Annotated in this window: 14 protein-coding genes; all 14 read left to right on the forward strand. The window is 70.8% G+C overall.

The annotated features are described in order from the left end of the window. Positions 1-30 precede the first annotated feature (30 nt). Complete coding sequence (locus ABC766_RS14465; protein WP_043760040.1) at positions 31-894, forward strand: class II aldolase/adducin family protein; 864 nt, start codon at positions 31-33, stop codon at positions 892-894. 226 nt (positions 895-1,120) lie between these two features. Next, a complete protein-coding gene (locus ABC766_RS14470) occupies positions 1,121-2,563 on the forward strand; it encodes a CoA transferase (RefSeq protein ID WP_345822514.1) in 1,443 nt (480 codons plus the stop codon). A 270-nt stretch (positions 2,564-2,833) separates the two neighbouring features. Next, on the forward strand, positions 2,834-4,291 hold the full coding sequence (gene fumC / locus ABC766_RS14475; protein WP_345822515.1) for a class II fumarate hydratase: 1,458 nt from the start codon (positions 2,834-2,836) through the stop codon (positions 4,289-4,291). Positions 4,292-4,337: 46 nt separating this feature from the next. Beyond that, positions 4,338-6,065 (forward strand): ubiquinone-dependent pyruvate dehydrogenase, encoded by a 1,728-nt coding sequence (gene poxB, locus ABC766_RS14480; protein WP_342143260.1) that lies wholly within the window; start codon positions 4,338-4,340, stop codon positions 6,063-6,065. Between the two features lie 30 nt (positions 6,066-6,095). Continuing rightward, on the forward strand, positions 6,096-6,491 hold the full coding sequence (locus tag ABC766_RS14485) for a hypothetical protein (protein ID WP_043389052.1): 396 nt from the start codon (positions 6,096-6,098) through the stop codon (positions 6,489-6,491). A 31-nt stretch (positions 6,492-6,522) separates the two neighbouring features. Further along, positions 6,523-8,034: a malate dehydrogenase (quinone) gene (gene mqo, locus ABC766_RS14490; protein ID WP_342143259.1), complete on the forward strand. Its 1,512-nt coding sequence runs from the start codon at positions 6,523-6,525 to the stop codon at positions 8,032-8,034. A 107-nt stretch (positions 8,035-8,141) separates the two neighbouring features. Next, positions 8,142-9,566, forward strand: a complete 1,425-nt coding sequence (locus ABC766_RS14495) for a cytochrome ubiquinol oxidase subunit I (protein ID WP_053609659.1) — start codon at positions 8,142-8,144, stop codon at positions 9,564-9,566. A 6-nt stretch (positions 9,567-9,572) separates the two neighbouring features. Beyond that, a complete protein-coding gene (cydB, locus tag ABC766_RS14500; RefSeq protein WP_345822516.1) occupies positions 9,573-10,559 on the forward strand; it encodes a cytochrome d ubiquinol oxidase subunit II in 987 nt (328 codons plus the stop codon). A gap of 47 nt (positions 10,560-10,606) precedes the next feature. Beyond that, entirely contained in the window at positions 10,607-12,463 is a 1,857-nt protein-coding gene (locus tag ABC766_RS14505) for an FUSC family protein (protein ID WP_345822517.1), read from the forward strand. Further along, positions 12,460-12,675, forward strand: a complete 216-nt coding sequence (locus ABC766_RS14510) for a DUF1656 domain-containing protein (RefSeq protein WP_236952766.1) — start codon at positions 12,460-12,462, stop codon at positions 12,673-12,675. The genes ABC766_RS14505 and ABC766_RS14510 overlap by 4 nt, the downstream gene beginning before the upstream one ends. A gap of 1 nt (position 12,676) precedes the next feature. Continuing rightward, positions 12,677-13,672 (forward strand): HlyD family secretion protein, encoded by a 996-nt coding sequence (locus ABC766_RS14515; RefSeq protein WP_179697585.1) that lies wholly within the window; start codon positions 12,677-12,679, stop codon positions 13,670-13,672. Positions 13,673-13,783: 111 nt separating this feature from the next. Next, positions 13,784-14,815 carry an aldo/keto reductase gene (locus ABC766_RS14520; protein ID WP_345822518.1) on the forward strand — a complete coding sequence of 344 codons (1,032 nt, stop codon included), beginning with the start codon at positions 13,784-13,786 and terminating at the stop codon, positions 14,813-14,815. Between the two features lie 197 nt (positions 14,816-15,012). Beyond that, positions 15,013-15,951: a pirin family protein gene (locus ABC766_RS14525; protein WP_345822519.1), complete on the forward strand. Its 939-nt coding sequence runs from the start codon at positions 15,013-15,015 to the stop codon at positions 15,949-15,951. A gap of 168 nt (positions 15,952-16,119) precedes the next feature. Next, a complete protein-coding gene (locus ABC766_RS14530) occupies positions 16,120-16,644 on the forward strand; it encodes a hypothetical protein (protein WP_043389068.1) in 525 nt (174 codons plus the stop codon). The last annotated feature ends 11 nt before the right edge of the window (positions 16,645-16,655 follow it).

Below are 16,655 nucleotides of genomic sequence, written 5' to 3' on the forward strand. Positions count from 1 at the left end.
CCCTCCCCTCACCCGACGAAAGGATACGCCATGCTCGACGATCATTCCCACGACGCGCCCGTCGCCCTCGACCTGCCCGACGACGATGCCGGCCGCAAGCGGACCTCGATCTACCAGCCGGAGCAGGCCGGCCTGATCTTCCCGGAGATCCCGGAATTCGCCAACCACGCCGAGGCGCGCGACTACCGCAAGAAGCACCTCGTGGCCGCCTGCCGCGCCTTCGCGATGCACGGCTTCGACTACGGCTTCGCCGGGCACCTGACGATCCGCGACCCGGAGCGTCCGGAGCTCTACTGGACCAACCCGATGTGCGTGCACTTCTCGCAGGTGCGGATGTCGAACCTGATCCTGGCCGACCACAAGGGCCGGGTGGTCGAGGGGCGCCACGCCATCAACCGGGCGGGCTTCGTCCTCCACGCCGCCGTGCACGACGAGTACCCCGAGGTCATGGCGATGTGCCACGCGCACACCACCTACGGCACCGCGTGGTGCGCCACCGGCCGGCCCCTCGACATGATCAGCCAGGACGCGGCGGCCTTCTACAACAGCCACGCGGTGATCGGCGCCTCGGCGGGCGCCGTGGCGGTGGAGAAGGAGAGCGGCCTCTCGGTCGCCCAGCAGATCGGCCGCAACCGCGGCGTGCTGCACCAGAACCACGGCCTGCTGACCTGCTCGCACCACAGCATCGACGACGCGGCCTTCTGGTTCATCGCCCTGGAGCGGGCCTGCAAGCAGCAGCTCCTTGTCGAGGCCTCCGGCATCAAGCCGCAGCTCCTCTCGGAGAAGACCGCCCGCTACAGCCGCGAGCATGTCGGCAGCGACTATATCGGCTGGCTGCACTTCCAGACGCTGTACAACCACATCGCCGAGACCCAGCCCGACATGTTCGCCTGAGGCCCGGCGGGCGCCGCCCCCGCGCGGACGGCGCCGCGACGCGCATCGGGGCCGGCCGCGAGGCCGGCCCTGCCGCTATGGGCCGGTATGGGCCGGTATGGGCCGGCGCCCGGGCGGCGCCATCCGGATGGAGCGGGGAGCCGGTCCGTCCTGCCCATCAGCGGTACAAGATTGATTCATCCGTCGGCGGCCGCCACCCTGCACAGGTCATGTGAGGGCCGCGACCATGCGCAAGCGACACGCCGACGAGGACGCCCTGCGGTCGATCTTCGCGGAGGCGCTGGCAGCCCTGGCGCTGCCGCCCGATGCCGGAGACCGGCTGACGGTCACCGGCACGGAGAGCCTGCCGTCCTGCTTCCCCGTCACGGAGCTGGCGACGGCGGCGATCGGTGCCGCCGGCCTCGCCGTCTCCGAACTTCTGGGCCTGTTCGGAGATGCGCCCGCCGTGACGGTGGACCGGCATCTCGCCTCGGCGTGGTTCGGCCCGTCGGTGCGGCCGCGCGGATGGACGATGCCGGCCGCCTGGGACCCGATCGCCGGCGACTACCGGGCGGCGGACGGCTGGATCCGGCTGCACACCAACGCGCCCCACCATCGCGCCGCCGCCCTCTCGGTGCTCGACTGTCCGGGCGACCGGGAGGCGGTTGCGGCCGCTGTGGCCCGGGAGGCGGCCGAGACCCTGGAATCGGCGATCCTGCGCGCGGGGGGCTGCGCCGCGGCGATGCGCAGCCTGGAGGCGTGGCAGCGACTGGACCAGGGCCGGGCGGTCCGGGCCGAGCCCCTCGTGGCGGTCACGGAGGCGCCCGGCCACGACTCCGGACGGTGGCGCCCGGACCCGGCCCGTCCCCTCGCGGGGATCCGGGTCCTCGACCTGACCCGCATCCTGGCGGGGCCTGTGGCCACGCGCTTCCTGGCCGGGCTGGGCGCCGACGTCCTGCGAATCGACCCGCCCGGCTGGGACGAGCCGTCCCTGGCGCCCGACGTCACCCTGGGCAAGGTCTGCACCCGGCTCGACCTCCATCGGGCCGCCGACCGACAGCGGTTCGAGGGGCTGTTCTCGAAGGCGGACATCCTCGTGCATGGATACCGCCCGGATGCCCTGGAGCGGCTCGGCTACGGGGAGAAGCATCGCCGGGCGCTCAATCCGAACCTGATCGACGTCACGCTCTGCGCCTATGGCTGGACCGGGCCCTGGGCCGGTCGGCGCGGCTTCGACAGCCTCGTCCAGATGTCGGCCGGCATCGCGGCGGCCGGACAGCGCTGGAAACAGGCCGACCGGCCGGTGCCGCTGCCCGTCCAGGCGCTCGACCACGCCACCGGCTATCTGATGGCGGCGGCGTCCATACGGGGCCTGATCGCCCGGTTGCGAGAGGGGCGCGCCGTCACCGCGAAGCTCTCCCTGGCCCGCACGGCGTTTCTGCTCACCGACCATGCCGGCGGCGCGCCGGGGCCCGCCTTCAGCGGAGATCAGGACCGGGACTTCTTACCAAAGATCGAACACACGGCGTGGGGACCCGCCCTCAGGCTGTACGCGCCCGCGCGGATCGACGGCGTTCCCCTGCGATGGGATAGGCCCGCCCGAGATCTCGGATCTACGGAGGCTGCACTGGTTTCCAATTTCGATAGCGCGCAATTTTCCAGCCCGAACAGCAGCCGCGCTATAAATTGATCAATCCATCTAATATTTTTGCACCGGCGACATTACACGACCCTTGACATCGATCCGCGTCGTCTGGCAATCGGCACGTACGATATGCATGACACTATGTTAATATATTCAGAAATTTGTAAAAAAGGAACAGAAAATTCCTGAAGATCTCGATTTGGCAAAAGTCCATCAAGCAACAGGGTATATTAATACGATTTACCTCAAAGCACATCCGTTTCGCCGACCCAGACTTGCTCTGTGCCATACGGTTCGACACCGAGAAGGATGACGATGCCCGCGTCTGCCCCGGACCATCCTGTCCTGCGCGAAATCCCGATCGGCATCTCCGCCACGGGGACACGCCGCGAGACGGATTCGATGGGGGCGATCGACGTTCCGGCGGACCGCTACTGGGGCGCGCAGACGCAGCGCTCGCTCCAGCATTTCTCGATCGGCAACGATCGCATGCCCAAGCGGGTCTATCACGCCTACGGCTACGTCAAGAAGGCCGCGGCCCTGGTCAACGCCGCGGCCGGACGCCTGGAGGACTGGCGGGCGCAGGCCATCGTCCGGGCCGCCGACGAGACGATCGCGGGAAAGCTCGACGCGCATTATCCGCTCTACGTCTGGCAGACCGGCTCCGGCACCCAGTCCAACATGAACGTCAACGAGGTGCTGTCGAACCGCGCGATCCAGCTCCTCGGCGGTGAACTCGGCTCCAAGAGCCCGGTCCACCCGAACGACCACGTCAACATGGGCCAGTCGTCGAACGACACCTTCCCGACCGCGATGCACATCGCGACGGTGCTGGAACTCGACGAGGTGCTCCTCCCGCAGGCGCACGCCCTTGCCGACGCGATCGACGCGAAGGCGCAGGCCTGGATGGATGTGGTCAAGACCGGCCGGACTCATCTTCAGGATGCGACGCCGTTGACGGTCGGCCAGGAATGGTCGGGCTACGTGGAGCAGATGCGCGACGCGCTGGCCGGGGTCGCGGCGTCGCGGGCCGGGCTCTACAAGCTCGCGGCCGGCGGCACCGCGGTCGGCACCGGCCTCAACGCCCCGGAGGGCTTCAGCGCGGAGATCGCCGGCCAGATCGCCGCGCTGACCGGCAAGCCGTTCGTCACGGCGCCCAACAAGTTCGCCGCCCAAGGCTCCCTCGACGCCATGGTCGCCGCCATGGCGGCGGTGCGCGGGCTCGCGGTCGCGCTGATGAAGATCGCCAACGACATGCGCTGGCTCGCCTCGGGGCCGCGCTGCGGTCTCGGCGAATTGCTGCTGCCCGCCAACGAGCCGGGCTCCTCGATCATGCCCGGCAAGGTCAACCCGACCCAGTGCGAGGCCATGGTGATGGTCTGCATTCAGGTGATCGGCGAGGACAACGCGGTCGCCTTCGCGGGCGCGCAGGGCAATTTCGAGTTGAACGCGATGCGCCCGATCATCATCAACAACGCGCTGCACGCGATCCGCGTGCTGGGCGATGCCTGCGAGAAATTCCGGACCTACTCGGTCGCGGGCACGGAGCTCAACAGGAAGCGGATCGACGAGACCGTGAACCAGTCGCTGATGCTGGTCACGGCCCTGTCGCCGGTGATCGGCTATGACCTCGCCTCCAAAATCGCCCACCGCGCCAACGACGAGGGTACGACGCTGCGCGAGGCCGCCCTGGCCGAGGGCGTTCCGGCCGAGCGCTTCGACGCGGTGTGCGATCCCAAGACCATGACCGGCCACGGGCTGGCCGGCGCCTGAACCCGCCGGAACCATCCGTCGGGGCCCCTCAGCTGAGCGAGACACCATGAGCACGAAGGTCGCCGATCTGTTCGTCCGGGCGCTGGCGCAGGCCGGCGTGAAGCGCATCTACGGCGTCGTCGGCGACAGCCTCAACGGGCTGACCGAGGCCCTGCGCCAGGACGGCTCGATTGCCTGGATCCACACGCGCCACGAGGAGAGCGCCGCCTTCGCGGCCGGCGCCGAGGCGCACCTGACCGGCGACCTCGCGGTCTGCGCCGGCTCCTGCGGACCGGGCAACCTCCACCTGATCAACGGCCTGTTCGACGCGCACCGCTCCCGCGTGCCGGTGCTGGCCATCGCGGCCCAGATCCCCTCGGCGGAGATCGGCCGGGGCTACTTCCAGGAGACGCACCCGCAGAACCTGTTCCAGGAATGCAGCCACTATTGCGAGTTGGTCTCCTCGCCGGCCCAGCTGCCCGGCGTGATCGAGACCGCGATCCGCGTCGCCGTCGCCGAGCGCGGGGTCGCCGTGGTGGTGATCCCCGGCGATGTCGGCCTCATGGCCATGCCGGGGAACGCGCCCGAACTCTCCGCCGCCCTGGTGCCGGCCCCGCCCGTGGTGCGCCCGCGCGACGCCGACCTCGATGCGCTGGCCGGGATGCTCAACGATGCCGGCCGCGTGACCCTGTTCTGCGGCCGCGGCTGCGCCGGCGCCCACGCGGAGCTGCTGCAGCTCGCCGAGGCGCTGAAGGCGCCGGTGGTCCACGCGCTGGGCGGCAAGGAATACGTCGAGTGGGACAATCCCTACGACGTCGGCATGACCGGGCTGATCGGCTTCTCCTCAGGCTACCGGGCGATGCTCGACTGCGACACCCTGCTTCTGCTCGGCACCGGCTTCCCCTATCGCCAGTTCTACCCGGAGGACGCCAAGATCGCGCAGGTCGACCTGCGGGCCGGGAGCCTGGGGCGCCACTGCCGGATCGATCTCGGCCTGATCGGCGACGTCGGCGCGACGATCACGGCGCTGCTGCCGAAGCTGCAGGCGAAGACCGACCGGGCGCATCTCGACGACAGCCTCGCCCATTACCGCAAGGCCCGCGCCGGGCTCGACGCCCTGGCGGTGGGCAAGCCCGGCGGCAAGATCCACCCGCAATACGTCGCACGGACGCTCAGCGAGGCGGCCTCCGAGGACGCGGTCTTCACCTTCGACGTCGGCACGCCGACGATCTGGGCGGCCCGCTACCTCGCTATGAACGGCAAGCGCCGGCTGATCGGCTCGCTCAACCACGGCTCCATGGCCAATGCCCTGCCGCAGGCGATCGGCGCGCAGGCGGCCTATCCCGGGCGGCAGATCATCTCGTTCTCCGGCGACGGCGGCTTCGCCATGCTGATGGGCGACCTGCTGACCCTCAACCAGCACAAGCTGCCGGTGAAGATCGTGGTGCTGAACAACGGCACCCTGGGCTTCGTCGAGATGGAGATGAAGGCCGCGGGCTTCCTCGAGACCGGCGTCGAACTGGTGAACCCGGACTTCGCCGCCATGGCGCGCGGGGCCGGCATCTTCGCCCGGCGCGTGGAGGATCCGGCCGCGCTGCCGGACGCGATGGCCGAGATGCTCGCCCATGACGGCCCCGCCCTGCTCGACGTCGTCTCGGCCCGCCAGGAACTGTCGATGCCGCCGAAGGTCGGCCTCGAGCAGGTGACGGGCTTCGGGATGTGGCTCGCCAAGGCGGTGATCGACGGGCGCGGGACCGAGATCGTCGACCTCGCCAAGACCAACCTCTGGCGCTGACGCGCCGATCCCAAGCTGGAGGTCAGCCCGATGATCCGCTGCGTTCGCATCTGGACCGGTGACGACGGCAATTCCCACTTCGCGGAGGGCGTCATTGACCTGCCCCACGGCGAGCGCGGCGACATCCTCAGCGGCACGACCGACGTGGTCTCGATCTCCTTCCGGGAGACGCAGTCCGGCGGCACCTACGCGTGGCACACGGCCCCGACCCGCCAGTTCGTCATCACCCTGCGCGGCACCCTCGACTTCCAGACGAAGGCCGGGGCGCATTTCACGATCCGCCCCGGCGACATCCTCATCGCCGAGGACACCGCCGGCTCCGGCCATTCCTGGCGCCTCGTCGACGACGAGCCCTGGTGCCGGGCCTACGTGATCCTCGCCCCCGGCGCCGAGGCCCGGCTGCCCTTCGTCCCGAACGCCCAGTGAGTTCCCCCGAACCGGTGCCAGGAGTTCCGCGATGGCCGGCCTAAGCGACGACGACACTCCCGACGTGGTGCTGATCGGCGCCGGGATCATGAGCGCGACCTTCGGCACCGTCCTGAAGGAGCTGGAGCCGTCGCTGCGGATCGCGATGTTCGAGACGCTCCACGACTGCGCCCAGGAAAGCTCGGAGGGCTGGAACAACGCCGGCACCGGCCACGCGGCCAATTGCGAGTTGAACTACACGCCCCAGCGCCCCGACGGCAGCGTCGACATCGCCAAGGCCCTGGAGGTCAACACCGAGTTCGACATCTCGCGCCAGCTCTGGGCGCATCTCGTGCGGAAGGGCGCGATCCCCGATCCCCGCGCCTTCATCCATCCCTGCCCGCACATGAGCTTCGTCTGGGGGGCCGAGAACGTCGCGTTCCTCAAGGCGCGCTACGCCGCGATGTCGGCGCATCATTGCTATCACGGCATGGAGTACAGCGAGGACCCGCAGGTCATCGCCGGCTGGGCGCCGCTGATCATCGAGGGCCGCGCCCCCGGCGAGCCCATCGCCGCCACCCGGATCGTCACCGGGACGGATGTCGATTACGGCGCCCTCACGCACCTGCTGGTCAAGCAGCTCGCGGCGCAGCCCGGCTTTTCCGTGCACTACAACCGGAAGGTCGTCGCCCTCGACCGGGTCGACCACGGCCGCTGGGCCGTCACCGTCGAGGACACCTACGACGGCACGCGCCAGACCGTGACGGCGAAGTTCGTGTTCATCGGCGCGGGCGGCGGCTCGCTGCCGCTGCTGCAGGCCTCGAAGATCCCGGAGGGGCGCGGCTACGGCGGCTTCCCGGTCTCGGGGATCTGGCTGCGCTGCGACGTCGACGCGGTCAGCGCGCGCCACCACGCCAAGGTCTACGGCAAGGCGGCCTCCGGCTCGCCGCCGATGTCGGTGCCCCACCTCGACACCCGCATCATCGGCGGCAAGCGCTCGCTGCTGTTCGGACCCTATGCGGGCTTCTCGTCGCGCTTCCTCAAGCACGGCGCGCTCACGGACCTGTTCACCGCGCTGACCCCGCACAACATCGTGCCGCTGCTCGACGTCGCCAAGGACAACGTCGCGCTGACCGAGTACCTCGTGGGCCAAGTGCTCCAGAGTTCCGACCACCAGTTCGCGACCCTGAAGCAGTTCTTCCCCAAGGCGCTGAAGCAGGACTGGACGTCGGCGGTCGCCGGCCAGCGGGTGCAGACGATCAAGCCGACCGGCCAGTCGAACCCGCTGGAGGAGGGCTACCTCGAGTTCGGCACCGAGCTCGTGGCCGCCGCCGACCACTCGATCTGCGCGCTGCTCGGCGCCTCGCCTGGCGCCTCGACGGCGGCCTTCATCGCGGTCGAGGTCCTCGAGAAGTGCTTCGCCGACCGGCTGACGCCGGAGGGCTGGCTGCCCCGCCTCAAGGCCGTGATCCCGACCTACGGCATCGACCTCAAGCAGGACGCCGAGGCCTGTCGGCGCAGCCGGGCCGAGACGGCGCCGATCCTGAGGATCGACACCGTCTGACACTTCCGCGAGGCGCGGTTCCCCGCGCCCCGCCGGTGGACATCTGAGGGTGCGACGCGCCCGAACGGGGGCGGCGGACCGGCGAGCTTCGGCTGGAGAGAGGAACGATGGACATCTCCGCCCTGATGCTGTCGCGCATCCAGTTCGCCTTCACGGTCTCGTTCCACATCATCTTCCCGGCCTTCACGGTCGGGCTGGCGGCCTGGCTCGCCTTCCTCCAGGCGCGGGCGATGATCTCGGGCGAGCCGGTCTACGACCGCCTGTTCGACTTCTGGCTCAAGATCTTCGCGGTCGCCTTCGGGCTCGGAGTCGTCTCCGGCATCGTCATGGCGTTCCAGTTCGGCACCAACTGGAGCGAGCTCGCCCGCCGCACCGGGCCGATCCAGGGACCGCTCCTCGGCTACGAGAGCTTCACGGCCTTCGCGCTGGAGGCCTCGTTCTTCGGCGTGCTGATGTTCGGCCGGCGGCGCGTGCCCCGCTGGTTCTACCTGTTCGCCTGCCTGATGGTCTGCCTCGGCACCAGCCTGTCGTCGTTCTGGATCCTCGTGAACAACTCGTGGATGCAGTATCCGACCGGCTTCGCCCTGCGGCCGGACGGCGTGTTCGTGCCGACCGACTGGTGGGCGATCCTCTTCAACGGGGTCGTCTGGGTCCGCTTCCCCCACATGGTCCTGGCCGCCTACGTCACCACCAGCTTCTGCGTGGCGGCGACGGGCGCGTGGTCCATGCTGCGGGGCCGGGACCGTGTGGAGGCCCGCGCCATGGTCCGGATGGGGCTCGGCCTCGCCGCGGTCCTCGTGCCGCTGCAGCTGTTCTTCGGCCACCTCACTGGCGACTACGTCGTCCGGCACCAGCCCTCGAAGATCGCCGCCATCGAGGGCCACTGGGAGAGCCGGGCGCCGGCCGGCGAGATCCTGTTCGCGTGGCCCGACGAGGCGCAGGAGACAAACCACTTCGTCATCGCCCTGCCCGCCCCCGCCGGCAGCCTGATCGACGACGGCACCCTCACCGGCAAGGTGATCGGCATCAAGGATATCCCCAAGGCCGACCGGCCGCCGGTGCTGATCCCGTTCTTCGCCTTCCGCATCATGGTCGGCTGCGGGCTGCTGATGCTGGCGCTCGCCTGGGGCGGGATGGCCTTCTACGCCACCGGGCGGCTGGAGCGGGCGCGCTGGCTGCAATGGGCGATCTTCCTGTCGTTCCCCCTGGGCTTCGTCGCGACGCTGACCGGATGGTTCACCGCCGAGGTCGGGCGCCAGCCCTGGACGGTCTACGGCCAGCTCCGCACTGCCGATGCGGCGACGCCGTTCCTGACATCCCCGCAGGTGGCGACCTCCCTCGCCGTGTTCGGCGCGGTCTACGCGCTGATCTTCGCGGCCGGCACCGTCTACATCTACCGCATGCTCAGGGCCGGCATCCTGCCGACGCCCGCGCATGCGGGGAGCGCCGCCAACCCCAAAAGGCCGCTCGCCGTACCGGGCGACAGTCCCGGCACACCCGGCGCCACGCCGACCGGCACACCGGCGGAGTGAGCAGCCATGATCGAATTCTGGGCTGCCGCCCTCGCCCTCACCCTGATGCTCTACGTGCTGCTCGACGGATTCGACCTCGGCGTCGGCATGCTGTTCGGGATCGCCCCGGACGAGGCGGCGCGCCGCGACATGATGCAGGCGATCGCCCCGGTCTGGGACGGCAACGAGACCTGGCTGGTTCTGGCCGCGACGATCCTGTTCGGGGCCTTCCCCGCGGTCTACGCGCTGCTGCTCTCGGCCTTCTACCTGCCGCTCCTCCTGATGCTCGCGGCCCTGATCCTGCGCGGCGTCGCCTTCGAGTTCCGCTACAAGTCCCGGCGGCTGCGGCGGGTCTGGGACGCGGGCTTCGTCGGCGGCTCCTTTTGCGCGGCCTTCGTGCAGGGCGTGACGGTCGGGGCGCTGGTGCAGGAACTGCCGGTCCGGGACGGGCTCTATGTCGGCGGGGCGTTCGGGTGGCTCACGCCCTTCTCGCTGCTCTGCGGGCTCGGCCTGTGCCTCGGCTACGCGCTGCTCGGCGCCGCGTGGCTGTGCGGCAAGACCGAGTCCGACGTGCGCGACCTCGGCTTCCGGCTGCTGCCGCGGCTCCTGCTCGGGGTGCTGGCCTTCCTGGGCGCGGCCTTCGTGTACGCGCTGGCGATCAACCTGCGGGTGCTGCACCGCTGGATCGAGCGGCCCGAGATGCTGGTCCTGCCCCTCGTGGGGGCCGCGGCCTGCGCGGGGCTCCTCTACGCGGCGCGGCGCCGGAACGACGCCCTGCCGTTCCCGCTGGTGGCGCTGATCTTCGCCGCCGCCTTCGCGACGCTCGCCGCCTCGTTCCTGCCCTACATGGTGCCGTTCAGCGTGACGGTGACCGAGGCGGCAGCGCCGGAGGCGAGCCTGTCCTTCATGTTCTGGGGCGCGGGGATCGTGGTCCTGCCGATCACCCTGATCTACACCCTGGTCGTCTATCGGGTGTTCAAGGGGAAGGTCGACGTCGCCGAGCATTATGAGTGAGCCCGCGACCGGGCTCCCCGACCCGCCCCGGCCGCTGAGGCCGCGCCGTGGCCGGTGAGGTCGCGCTCTCCGAGGACGCGCCGGGCCTCCTGCAGCGCCTCGCCGCGTGGTGGCCGCGGGAGGCGGCCGAGGCCGTGCGCATCGCGCTCACCGCCATCGCGGCGATCTGGCTCGCCATGTGGCTCGAACTGGCGCTGCCGCACTGGGCCGGCTGGACGGTCATCTCGGTGACGCTCGCCACCCGCGCGGCCTCCCTGCGCAAGAGCCTGTGGCGGGCCGGCAGCACGCTTGTCGGCGTCACCGTCGCGATGGTGCTGGTGGCCAATTTCGCCCAGGCGACCCTGGCCTTCGACCTCGCCCTGGCCCTGTGGATGGGCCTGCTCACCGCGGCCTCCAGCGTCGAGAGCGGCCAGCGCGCCTACGGCTTCGCCTCCATGGGCTTCACGGTGCCGATCATCGCCCTGGCCGACGTGCAGAGCCCCGAGACGGTGTTCCAGATCGGCGTCGACCGCTGCTCGACGATCCTGCTCGGGATCGGCTGCGCCTACGCGTCGAACGTGTTCGTGGCGCCGGGCGTCCCCGCCGTCAGCCGCGCCCTGGCGGGGCGGCTCGAGGCGGCCGCGCAGGCCTGCGACGCCTGGATGGCCGCCCTGCGGCGGGGCGAGCGGCCGGGCCCGATGCCCATCGCCGCCGTGATGACGCTCGGCGAGGAGGTCACCGACACGTTCACCGAGCAGCCCTCCCTCCGTTCCGGCGGCCGGGGGATCCGCAACGCCGCCCCCCGGCTGCGGCGCGTGCTCGCCGCAGGCCTGCTGCGGGCCCTGCTGCCGGACCGGCCGGGATCGCGCTCGACCGACCTGATCGGGGCCGGCGGGGCGATCGCCGTCCGGCAGATCGGGCGCGTCCGGGTCTCGGCGCGGCTCCTGCGGGCCGGGGGCCGGGTGGGGCGGCGGCGCGTGCCGTTCCGCCCGCACCTGCTCCTGTGGAACGACCTGGACTGGGACGGCTGGCACGCCTTCGACAACGGCCTGCGCACCGCCGCCGCCGTCCTGCTCGTCAACGGCTTCTGGTACGTCACCGGCTGGTCGCACGGGGCCGGCGCCGCGACCTGGGCGAGCCTCGTCTGCGTCCTGCTCGCCGCCCACGCCGACCCGCGGGCGGAATCCCGCGCCTTCCTGATCGGCGCGCTGCTCGCCGCCGTGGTCGGGCTGACCCTGCGCTACACCCTGCTGACCACCACCGGGAGCTTCGTGCTCCTGGCCGCCGTGCTGCTGCCGGTGGCGATGCTGGCGGTGGTCGGCCGGGCCGACAAGCGCGCGATCTACGGCATCGGCTTCGGCTTCTTCGTCTTCGGCGTCCTCGATCCCAAGAACCCGATGACCTACGACCTCGCCGACTCGCTCAACACCGTGCTGGCCGAGCTGCTCGGGATGGCGGTGGCGGCGGTCGCGTTCGCCGCCCTGCCGCCGCCGGTGAGCCCCGCGACGCTGCGGCTGCGGGCCCGCCGCCGGCTGGTCCGGTCGGTGCGCGGCGCGGCCCTCGATCCGGCGCTCCTGCTGCCGCCCCGCGACCGCTACCTCGCCCGGGGCTTCGGCCGGCTCGCCCTCATCGGCGCGGATGAGGCGATGGCCCGGGGCGGCGAGCGCCTGCTCGTCATCGGGCTCCTGCTGCTCGCCCTGCGGGAGACGGACGACCGGGAAGGCCGCCGGGTCGGCCGGGCGGTCTGGGCCCGGCTCGCCGCGTCCCGTCCGGCAGAGGCGGATGCGGTGCCGGATCCCTTGCGCGAGCTCGCCGACCGGGCGACCCTGCCGCTCCAGGCGGAGCGCATCGGGGCGCTGGCCGCCCTCGTGTCGGATCTCGACCGCGCGGGCTGGCCGAACCTCGATCCGGGGGTGCGGGCGTGATCGGATTGCGGGCGGTCGACGTGCTGGGGCTCTACGTCGAGCCCGCGGTGATCTGCCTGCTCGCCGCCCTGGTGATCACCTGGGGCCTGCGCTGGATCCTGGACTGGATCGGCATCAACCACCTTGTCTGGAACCGCGCCCTGTTCGACTTCAGCCTCCTGACCGCCGTGACGGCTCTGCTGATCCTGTCCCTGCGCGTCCAGGGTCCGTGACATGGCCACGACCCCGCGACCGTCCCTGCGCGACTGGCAGCCGCCGCCCGCCTACAACGTCGCCGCCACCCTGCTGGCGCTGGCGGCGGCAATGGGCCTCGCCTACCTCGCCTTCCTCTACTACGCCTACACGCCCTGGACCCGGGACGGGCGCGTGCGCGTCTACACCGTGCAGGTGGCTCCTGAGGTCTCCGGGACGGTGGTGGCGGTCCGCGTCCGGGACAACCAGTTCGTCCGCAAGGGCGACGTGCTGTTCACGATCGATCCCGGCACGTTCAGGAACGCCGTGACCCAGGCGGAGGGCGCCCTCGCCAGCGCCCGGGCACAGGCCGGCTACCTCGCGGGGATCGCGCAGCGCACCGCCGAACTCGACGATCTCGCCACCACCCCGCAGCAGAAGCAGACGACCAGCGGCCAGGCGCAGGCCGCCCAGGCCAACGTGGTCCAGGCGGAGGGCGCGCTGGCGCAGGCGCGGCTCAACCTGGAGCGCACGACCCTGCGGGCCACCGTGAACGGCTGGGTCACCAACCTGCTGCTGCAGGAGGGCGGGTTCGCCGCCACGGGGCAGCCGGCGCTGACGCTGGTCAACGGCGACAGCTTCTGGATCGAAGGCTACTTCGAGGAGACTCAGTTGCCGCGCATCGGCGAGGGTGACGCCGCGCGGGTGTCGCTGATGGCGTGGCCGGACCGTCCGATCCAAGGCCGGGTGACCGGCCTCGGCCGCGGCATCAGCGTCGCCGACGCCGCCCCGGGCGTTCAGGGGCTACCGACGGTCAACCCGATCTTCACCTGGGTCCGGCTGGCGCAAAGGGTGCCGATCCGGATCGACCTCGACGACGTGCCGTGCCCGATCGTGCTGGCGGCGGGGATGACGGCGAATGTCGCGATCCTGCCCGAGAAGGCCGGATCCCCGGACGCCCTGCCGCCCGACCGGCGCACGGGCGCGGCCGCCGGCCAGCGCTGCGAGGGGGCGCCGGTCGTCGAGTCGCGGCGCTGACGCGCACGGCCCTCGTCGTGGCATGCCCGCCGCCGGGAAAACCGGGGCGGCGGCCGCGTTAGACCGGCAGGCGCGCCGACATGCGGCGCCCGCGATCGCGATGAGGATCCGATGGACTACAGGCAGTTCGGACGCTCCGGCCTTACCGTGCCGGTGCTCAGCTTCGGCACCGGCACCTTCGGCGGCACGAACGAATTCTTCCAGCGCTGGGGCCAGACGGACGTCGCGGAGGCGACCCGCATGGTCGATCTTTGCCTCGATTCCGGGGTCAACTTCTTCGACACGGCCGACATCTACTCGGGCGGCGCCTCCGAGGAGATCCTGGGCCAGGCCCTCAAGGGCAAGCGCGACCGGGCGCTGATCTCCACCAAGGCGACCTTCCGGTTCAACGACGACCTGAACCAGGTGGGCTCCTCGCGCTACCACCTGGTCCGCGCCTGCGAGGCCAGCCTGAAGCGGCTCGGTACCGACCATATCGACGTCTACTTCATGCACGGGTTCGATGCGCTCACCCCCGTGGACGAGACCCTGCGGGCGCTGGACGACCTCACCCGCGCGGGCAAGATCGGCTACATCGGCGCCTCGAATTTTTCCGGCTGGCAGCTCATGAAGGCGCTCGCGACCTCGGAGCGCCACGGCCTCGCCCGCTACGTCGCCTACCAGGGCTACTATTCGCTGATCGGCCGGCACTACGAGTGGGAGTTGATGCCCCTCGGGATCGACCAGGGTGTCGGCCTGATGGTCTGGAGTCCGCTGGGCTGGGGCCGCCTCACCGGGAAGATCCGCCGCGGACAGGCCAACCAGAGCGGCCGCATCGCCGCCGGTGGCGCCGAAGGTGGGCCGCCGGTCTCCGACGAATACCTGTTCGGCGTGGTCGACGCCCTCGACGCCGTGGCGGCCGAGACCGGCAAGACGGTGGCGCAGGTGGCGCTCAACTGGCTGCTGACCCGGCCGACCGTGTGCAACATCGTGGTCGGCGCCCGCACCGAGGAACAGCTGAAGCAGAATCTCGACGCCCTGGGCTGGACCCTGACCGCCGAGCAGGTCGCCCGCCTCGACGCGGCGAGCCACGAGACGCCGATCTATCCGTACTGGCACCAGAAGGGCTTTGACGAGCGCAACCCGAAGCCGACGGTCTGGTAGCCAGCGGCGCGCGGCCGGGACCCTGAGGGCGGAAATCGGAAACGATGCGTTTCGATCGTTTCTGTTTCAACTCGTGCGGTCCCGGTCCAGGATGCCTGCGGATGGCCGGCCGATCCCGAACGATGTCGGCTCCGCCATCCGGGGCGCCGCGCAGCAGCCGATGGCGCTCCTCCCTCCCCGCGCGAAGGAGCAAGGCGATGAGCTGGCACAGTGCCGAGGATCCGATCCCGGGCGACCATTTCAGCTGCGACGCGATCCGGACCCTGATCGTGCCCCGCTCGCGCGATCTCGGCTCCTTCGCGGTGCGGCGGGCGCTGCCCTCCACCGAGTGCCGGATGGTCGGCCCCTTCATCTTCTTCGATCAGATGGGCCCCTCCGAGTTCCTGCTCGGGCAGGGCATGGACGTGCGGCCGCATCCGCATATCGGCCTCTCCACCGTCACCTACCTGTTCGACGGCGAGATCATGCACCGCGACAGCCTCGGCACGGAGTTGCCGATCCGGCCGGGCGAGCTGAACTGGATGACCGCGGGCCGCGGAATCACCCATTCGGAGCGCACGGCCCCGACGCTGCGGCAGACCGGCTCCCGGCTGTTCGGCATCCAGAGCTGGGTCGCCCTCACCGACCGGGACGAGGAGAACGCCCCCACCTTCGAGCATTACGACGCCGCCGCGCTGCCGGTCCTCACCGGCGAAGGCAAGACCGTCCGGCTGATCGCAGGCGAGGCCTTCGGCGCACGCTCGCCGGTGCGCACCTCGAGCCCGATGGTCTACGCCGACGTGGCGCTCGAGGCCGGGGCCGTCCTGCCCCTCGATCCGACCTACGACGAGCGGGCGATCTACACGGTGGCGGGCGCCATCGAGATCGCCGGCGACGGCTTCGGGCCCGGCCAGCTGCTGGTGTTCCGGCCCGGCGACCGCATCAGCGTGCGCGCCCTGGAGGGGGCCCGGATCATGGTGCTGGGCGGCGAGCCGATGGATGGTCCACGCCACTTGTGGTGGAACTTCGTCTCCTCCCGCCCCGAGCGGATCGCGCAGGCCAAGGAGGATTGGCGCCAGGGCCGATTCGACACGGTGCCGAACGACGCCGAATTCATCCCCTTGCCGGAGGATCCGCAGCCCGTCCGCTACCCCTGAGCCGACAGCCCGATCCGGCGGTCCGGCGTGCAGCGACAGGCGATCATGGTCGCTCGAACGCAACCCTAGCGCGAGTATTAAGGAGTTGTTAACCATTTTCCATCGGTGTGGGACGGACACCGATGCCTCATCGGAGGCTTGCGCTGCACCCTGCCGGCAGGACGCATGATGGAACAGACGAAGCACCCCAAGGCCGAGACGCTGACCCCGATCGAAGCCGCCGCGCGCGACGTCCGCGAGCCGACGACCCGGATCCGGACCGGTAACCTGGTCCTTCTCGCCGCGGACGAGCGCGCCACCGCGCAGGGCCGGAACCCGAACCCGTCGCCGGTGGAGCGGTGGCCGGACCTGCTGGAGCGGGTGCAGGGCGCGGCCCGGTACATCCGGGACGTCGAAGACCGGGCGCAGGAGCAGGAGACGCACGTCCAGGATCTCCTGCGGCAGGTGCGGGCCGACATGGATGCGGCCCGCGCCCAGGTGCAGGCGGCCGAGCGGGAGACCCACGAGGTCCATGCGCAGGCGATCAAACTGATCCAGGCCGCCGAGGACCGGGCCGCGGCCGCCGAAGAGCGGGCTGCAGCGGCGGAACTCATGCTCCAACGCATCGCCGAGACGATCGACGCGGAGTTCGTGACGCAGGCGGGCCCACAGGACGCCCGGACCCGGGCCTCCGCCACCCGGGCGGCCTCGTGACCCGCGCGGGC

It is taken from the genome of Methylobacterium fujisawaense (assembly GCF_039619325.1).
GTDB classification, from domain to species: Bacteria; Pseudomonadota; Alphaproteobacteria; order Rhizobiales; family Beijerinckiaceae; genus Methylobacterium; species Methylobacterium fujisawaense.

Excerpts from the sequence above, each read along its gene's own strand:
- ABC766_RS14465 (WP_043760040.1), top strand. The coding sequence starts at position 31 with ATGCTCGACGATCATTCCCACGACGCGCCCGTCGCCCTCGACCTGCCC.
- ABC766_RS14470 (WP_345822514.1), top strand. The coding sequence starts at position 1,121 with ATGCGCAAGCGACACGCCGACGAGGACGCCCTGCGGTCGATCTTCGCG.
- fumC (WP_345822515.1), top strand. The coding sequence starts at position 2,834 with ATGCCCGCGTCTGCCCCGGACCATCCTGTCCTGCGCGAAATCCCGATC.
- poxB (WP_342143260.1), top strand. The coding sequence starts at position 4,338 with ATGAGCACGAAGGTCGCCGATCTGTTCGTCCGGGCGCTGGCGCAGGCC.
- ABC766_RS14485 (WP_043389052.1), top strand. The coding sequence starts at position 6,096 with ATGATCCGCTGCGTTCGCATCTGGACCGGTGACGACGGCAATTCCCAC.
- mqo (WP_342143259.1), top strand. The coding sequence starts at position 6,523 with ATGGCCGGCCTAAGCGACGACGACACTCCCGACGTGGTGCTGATCGGC.
- ABC766_RS14495 (WP_053609659.1), top strand. The coding sequence starts at position 8,142 with ATGGACATCTCCGCCCTGATGCTGTCGCGCATCCAGTTCGCCTTCACG.
- cydB (WP_345822516.1), top strand. The coding sequence starts at position 9,573 with ATGATCGAATTCTGGGCTGCCGCCCTCGCCCTCACCCTGATGCTCTAC.
- ABC766_RS14515 (WP_179697585.1), top strand. The coding sequence starts at position 12,677 with ATGGCCACGACCCCGCGACCGTCCCTGCGCGACTGGCAGCCGCCGCCC.
- ABC766_RS14520 (WP_345822518.1), top strand. The coding sequence starts at position 13,784 with ATGGACTACAGGCAGTTCGGACGCTCCGGCCTTACCGTGCCGGTGCTC.
- ABC766_RS14525 (WP_345822519.1), top strand. The coding sequence starts at position 15,013 with ATGAGCTGGCACAGTGCCGAGGATCCGATCCCGGGCGACCATTTCAGC.
- ABC766_RS14530 (WP_043389068.1), top strand. The coding sequence starts at position 16,120 with ATGGAACAGACGAAGCACCCCAAGGCCGAGACGCTGACCCCGATCGAA.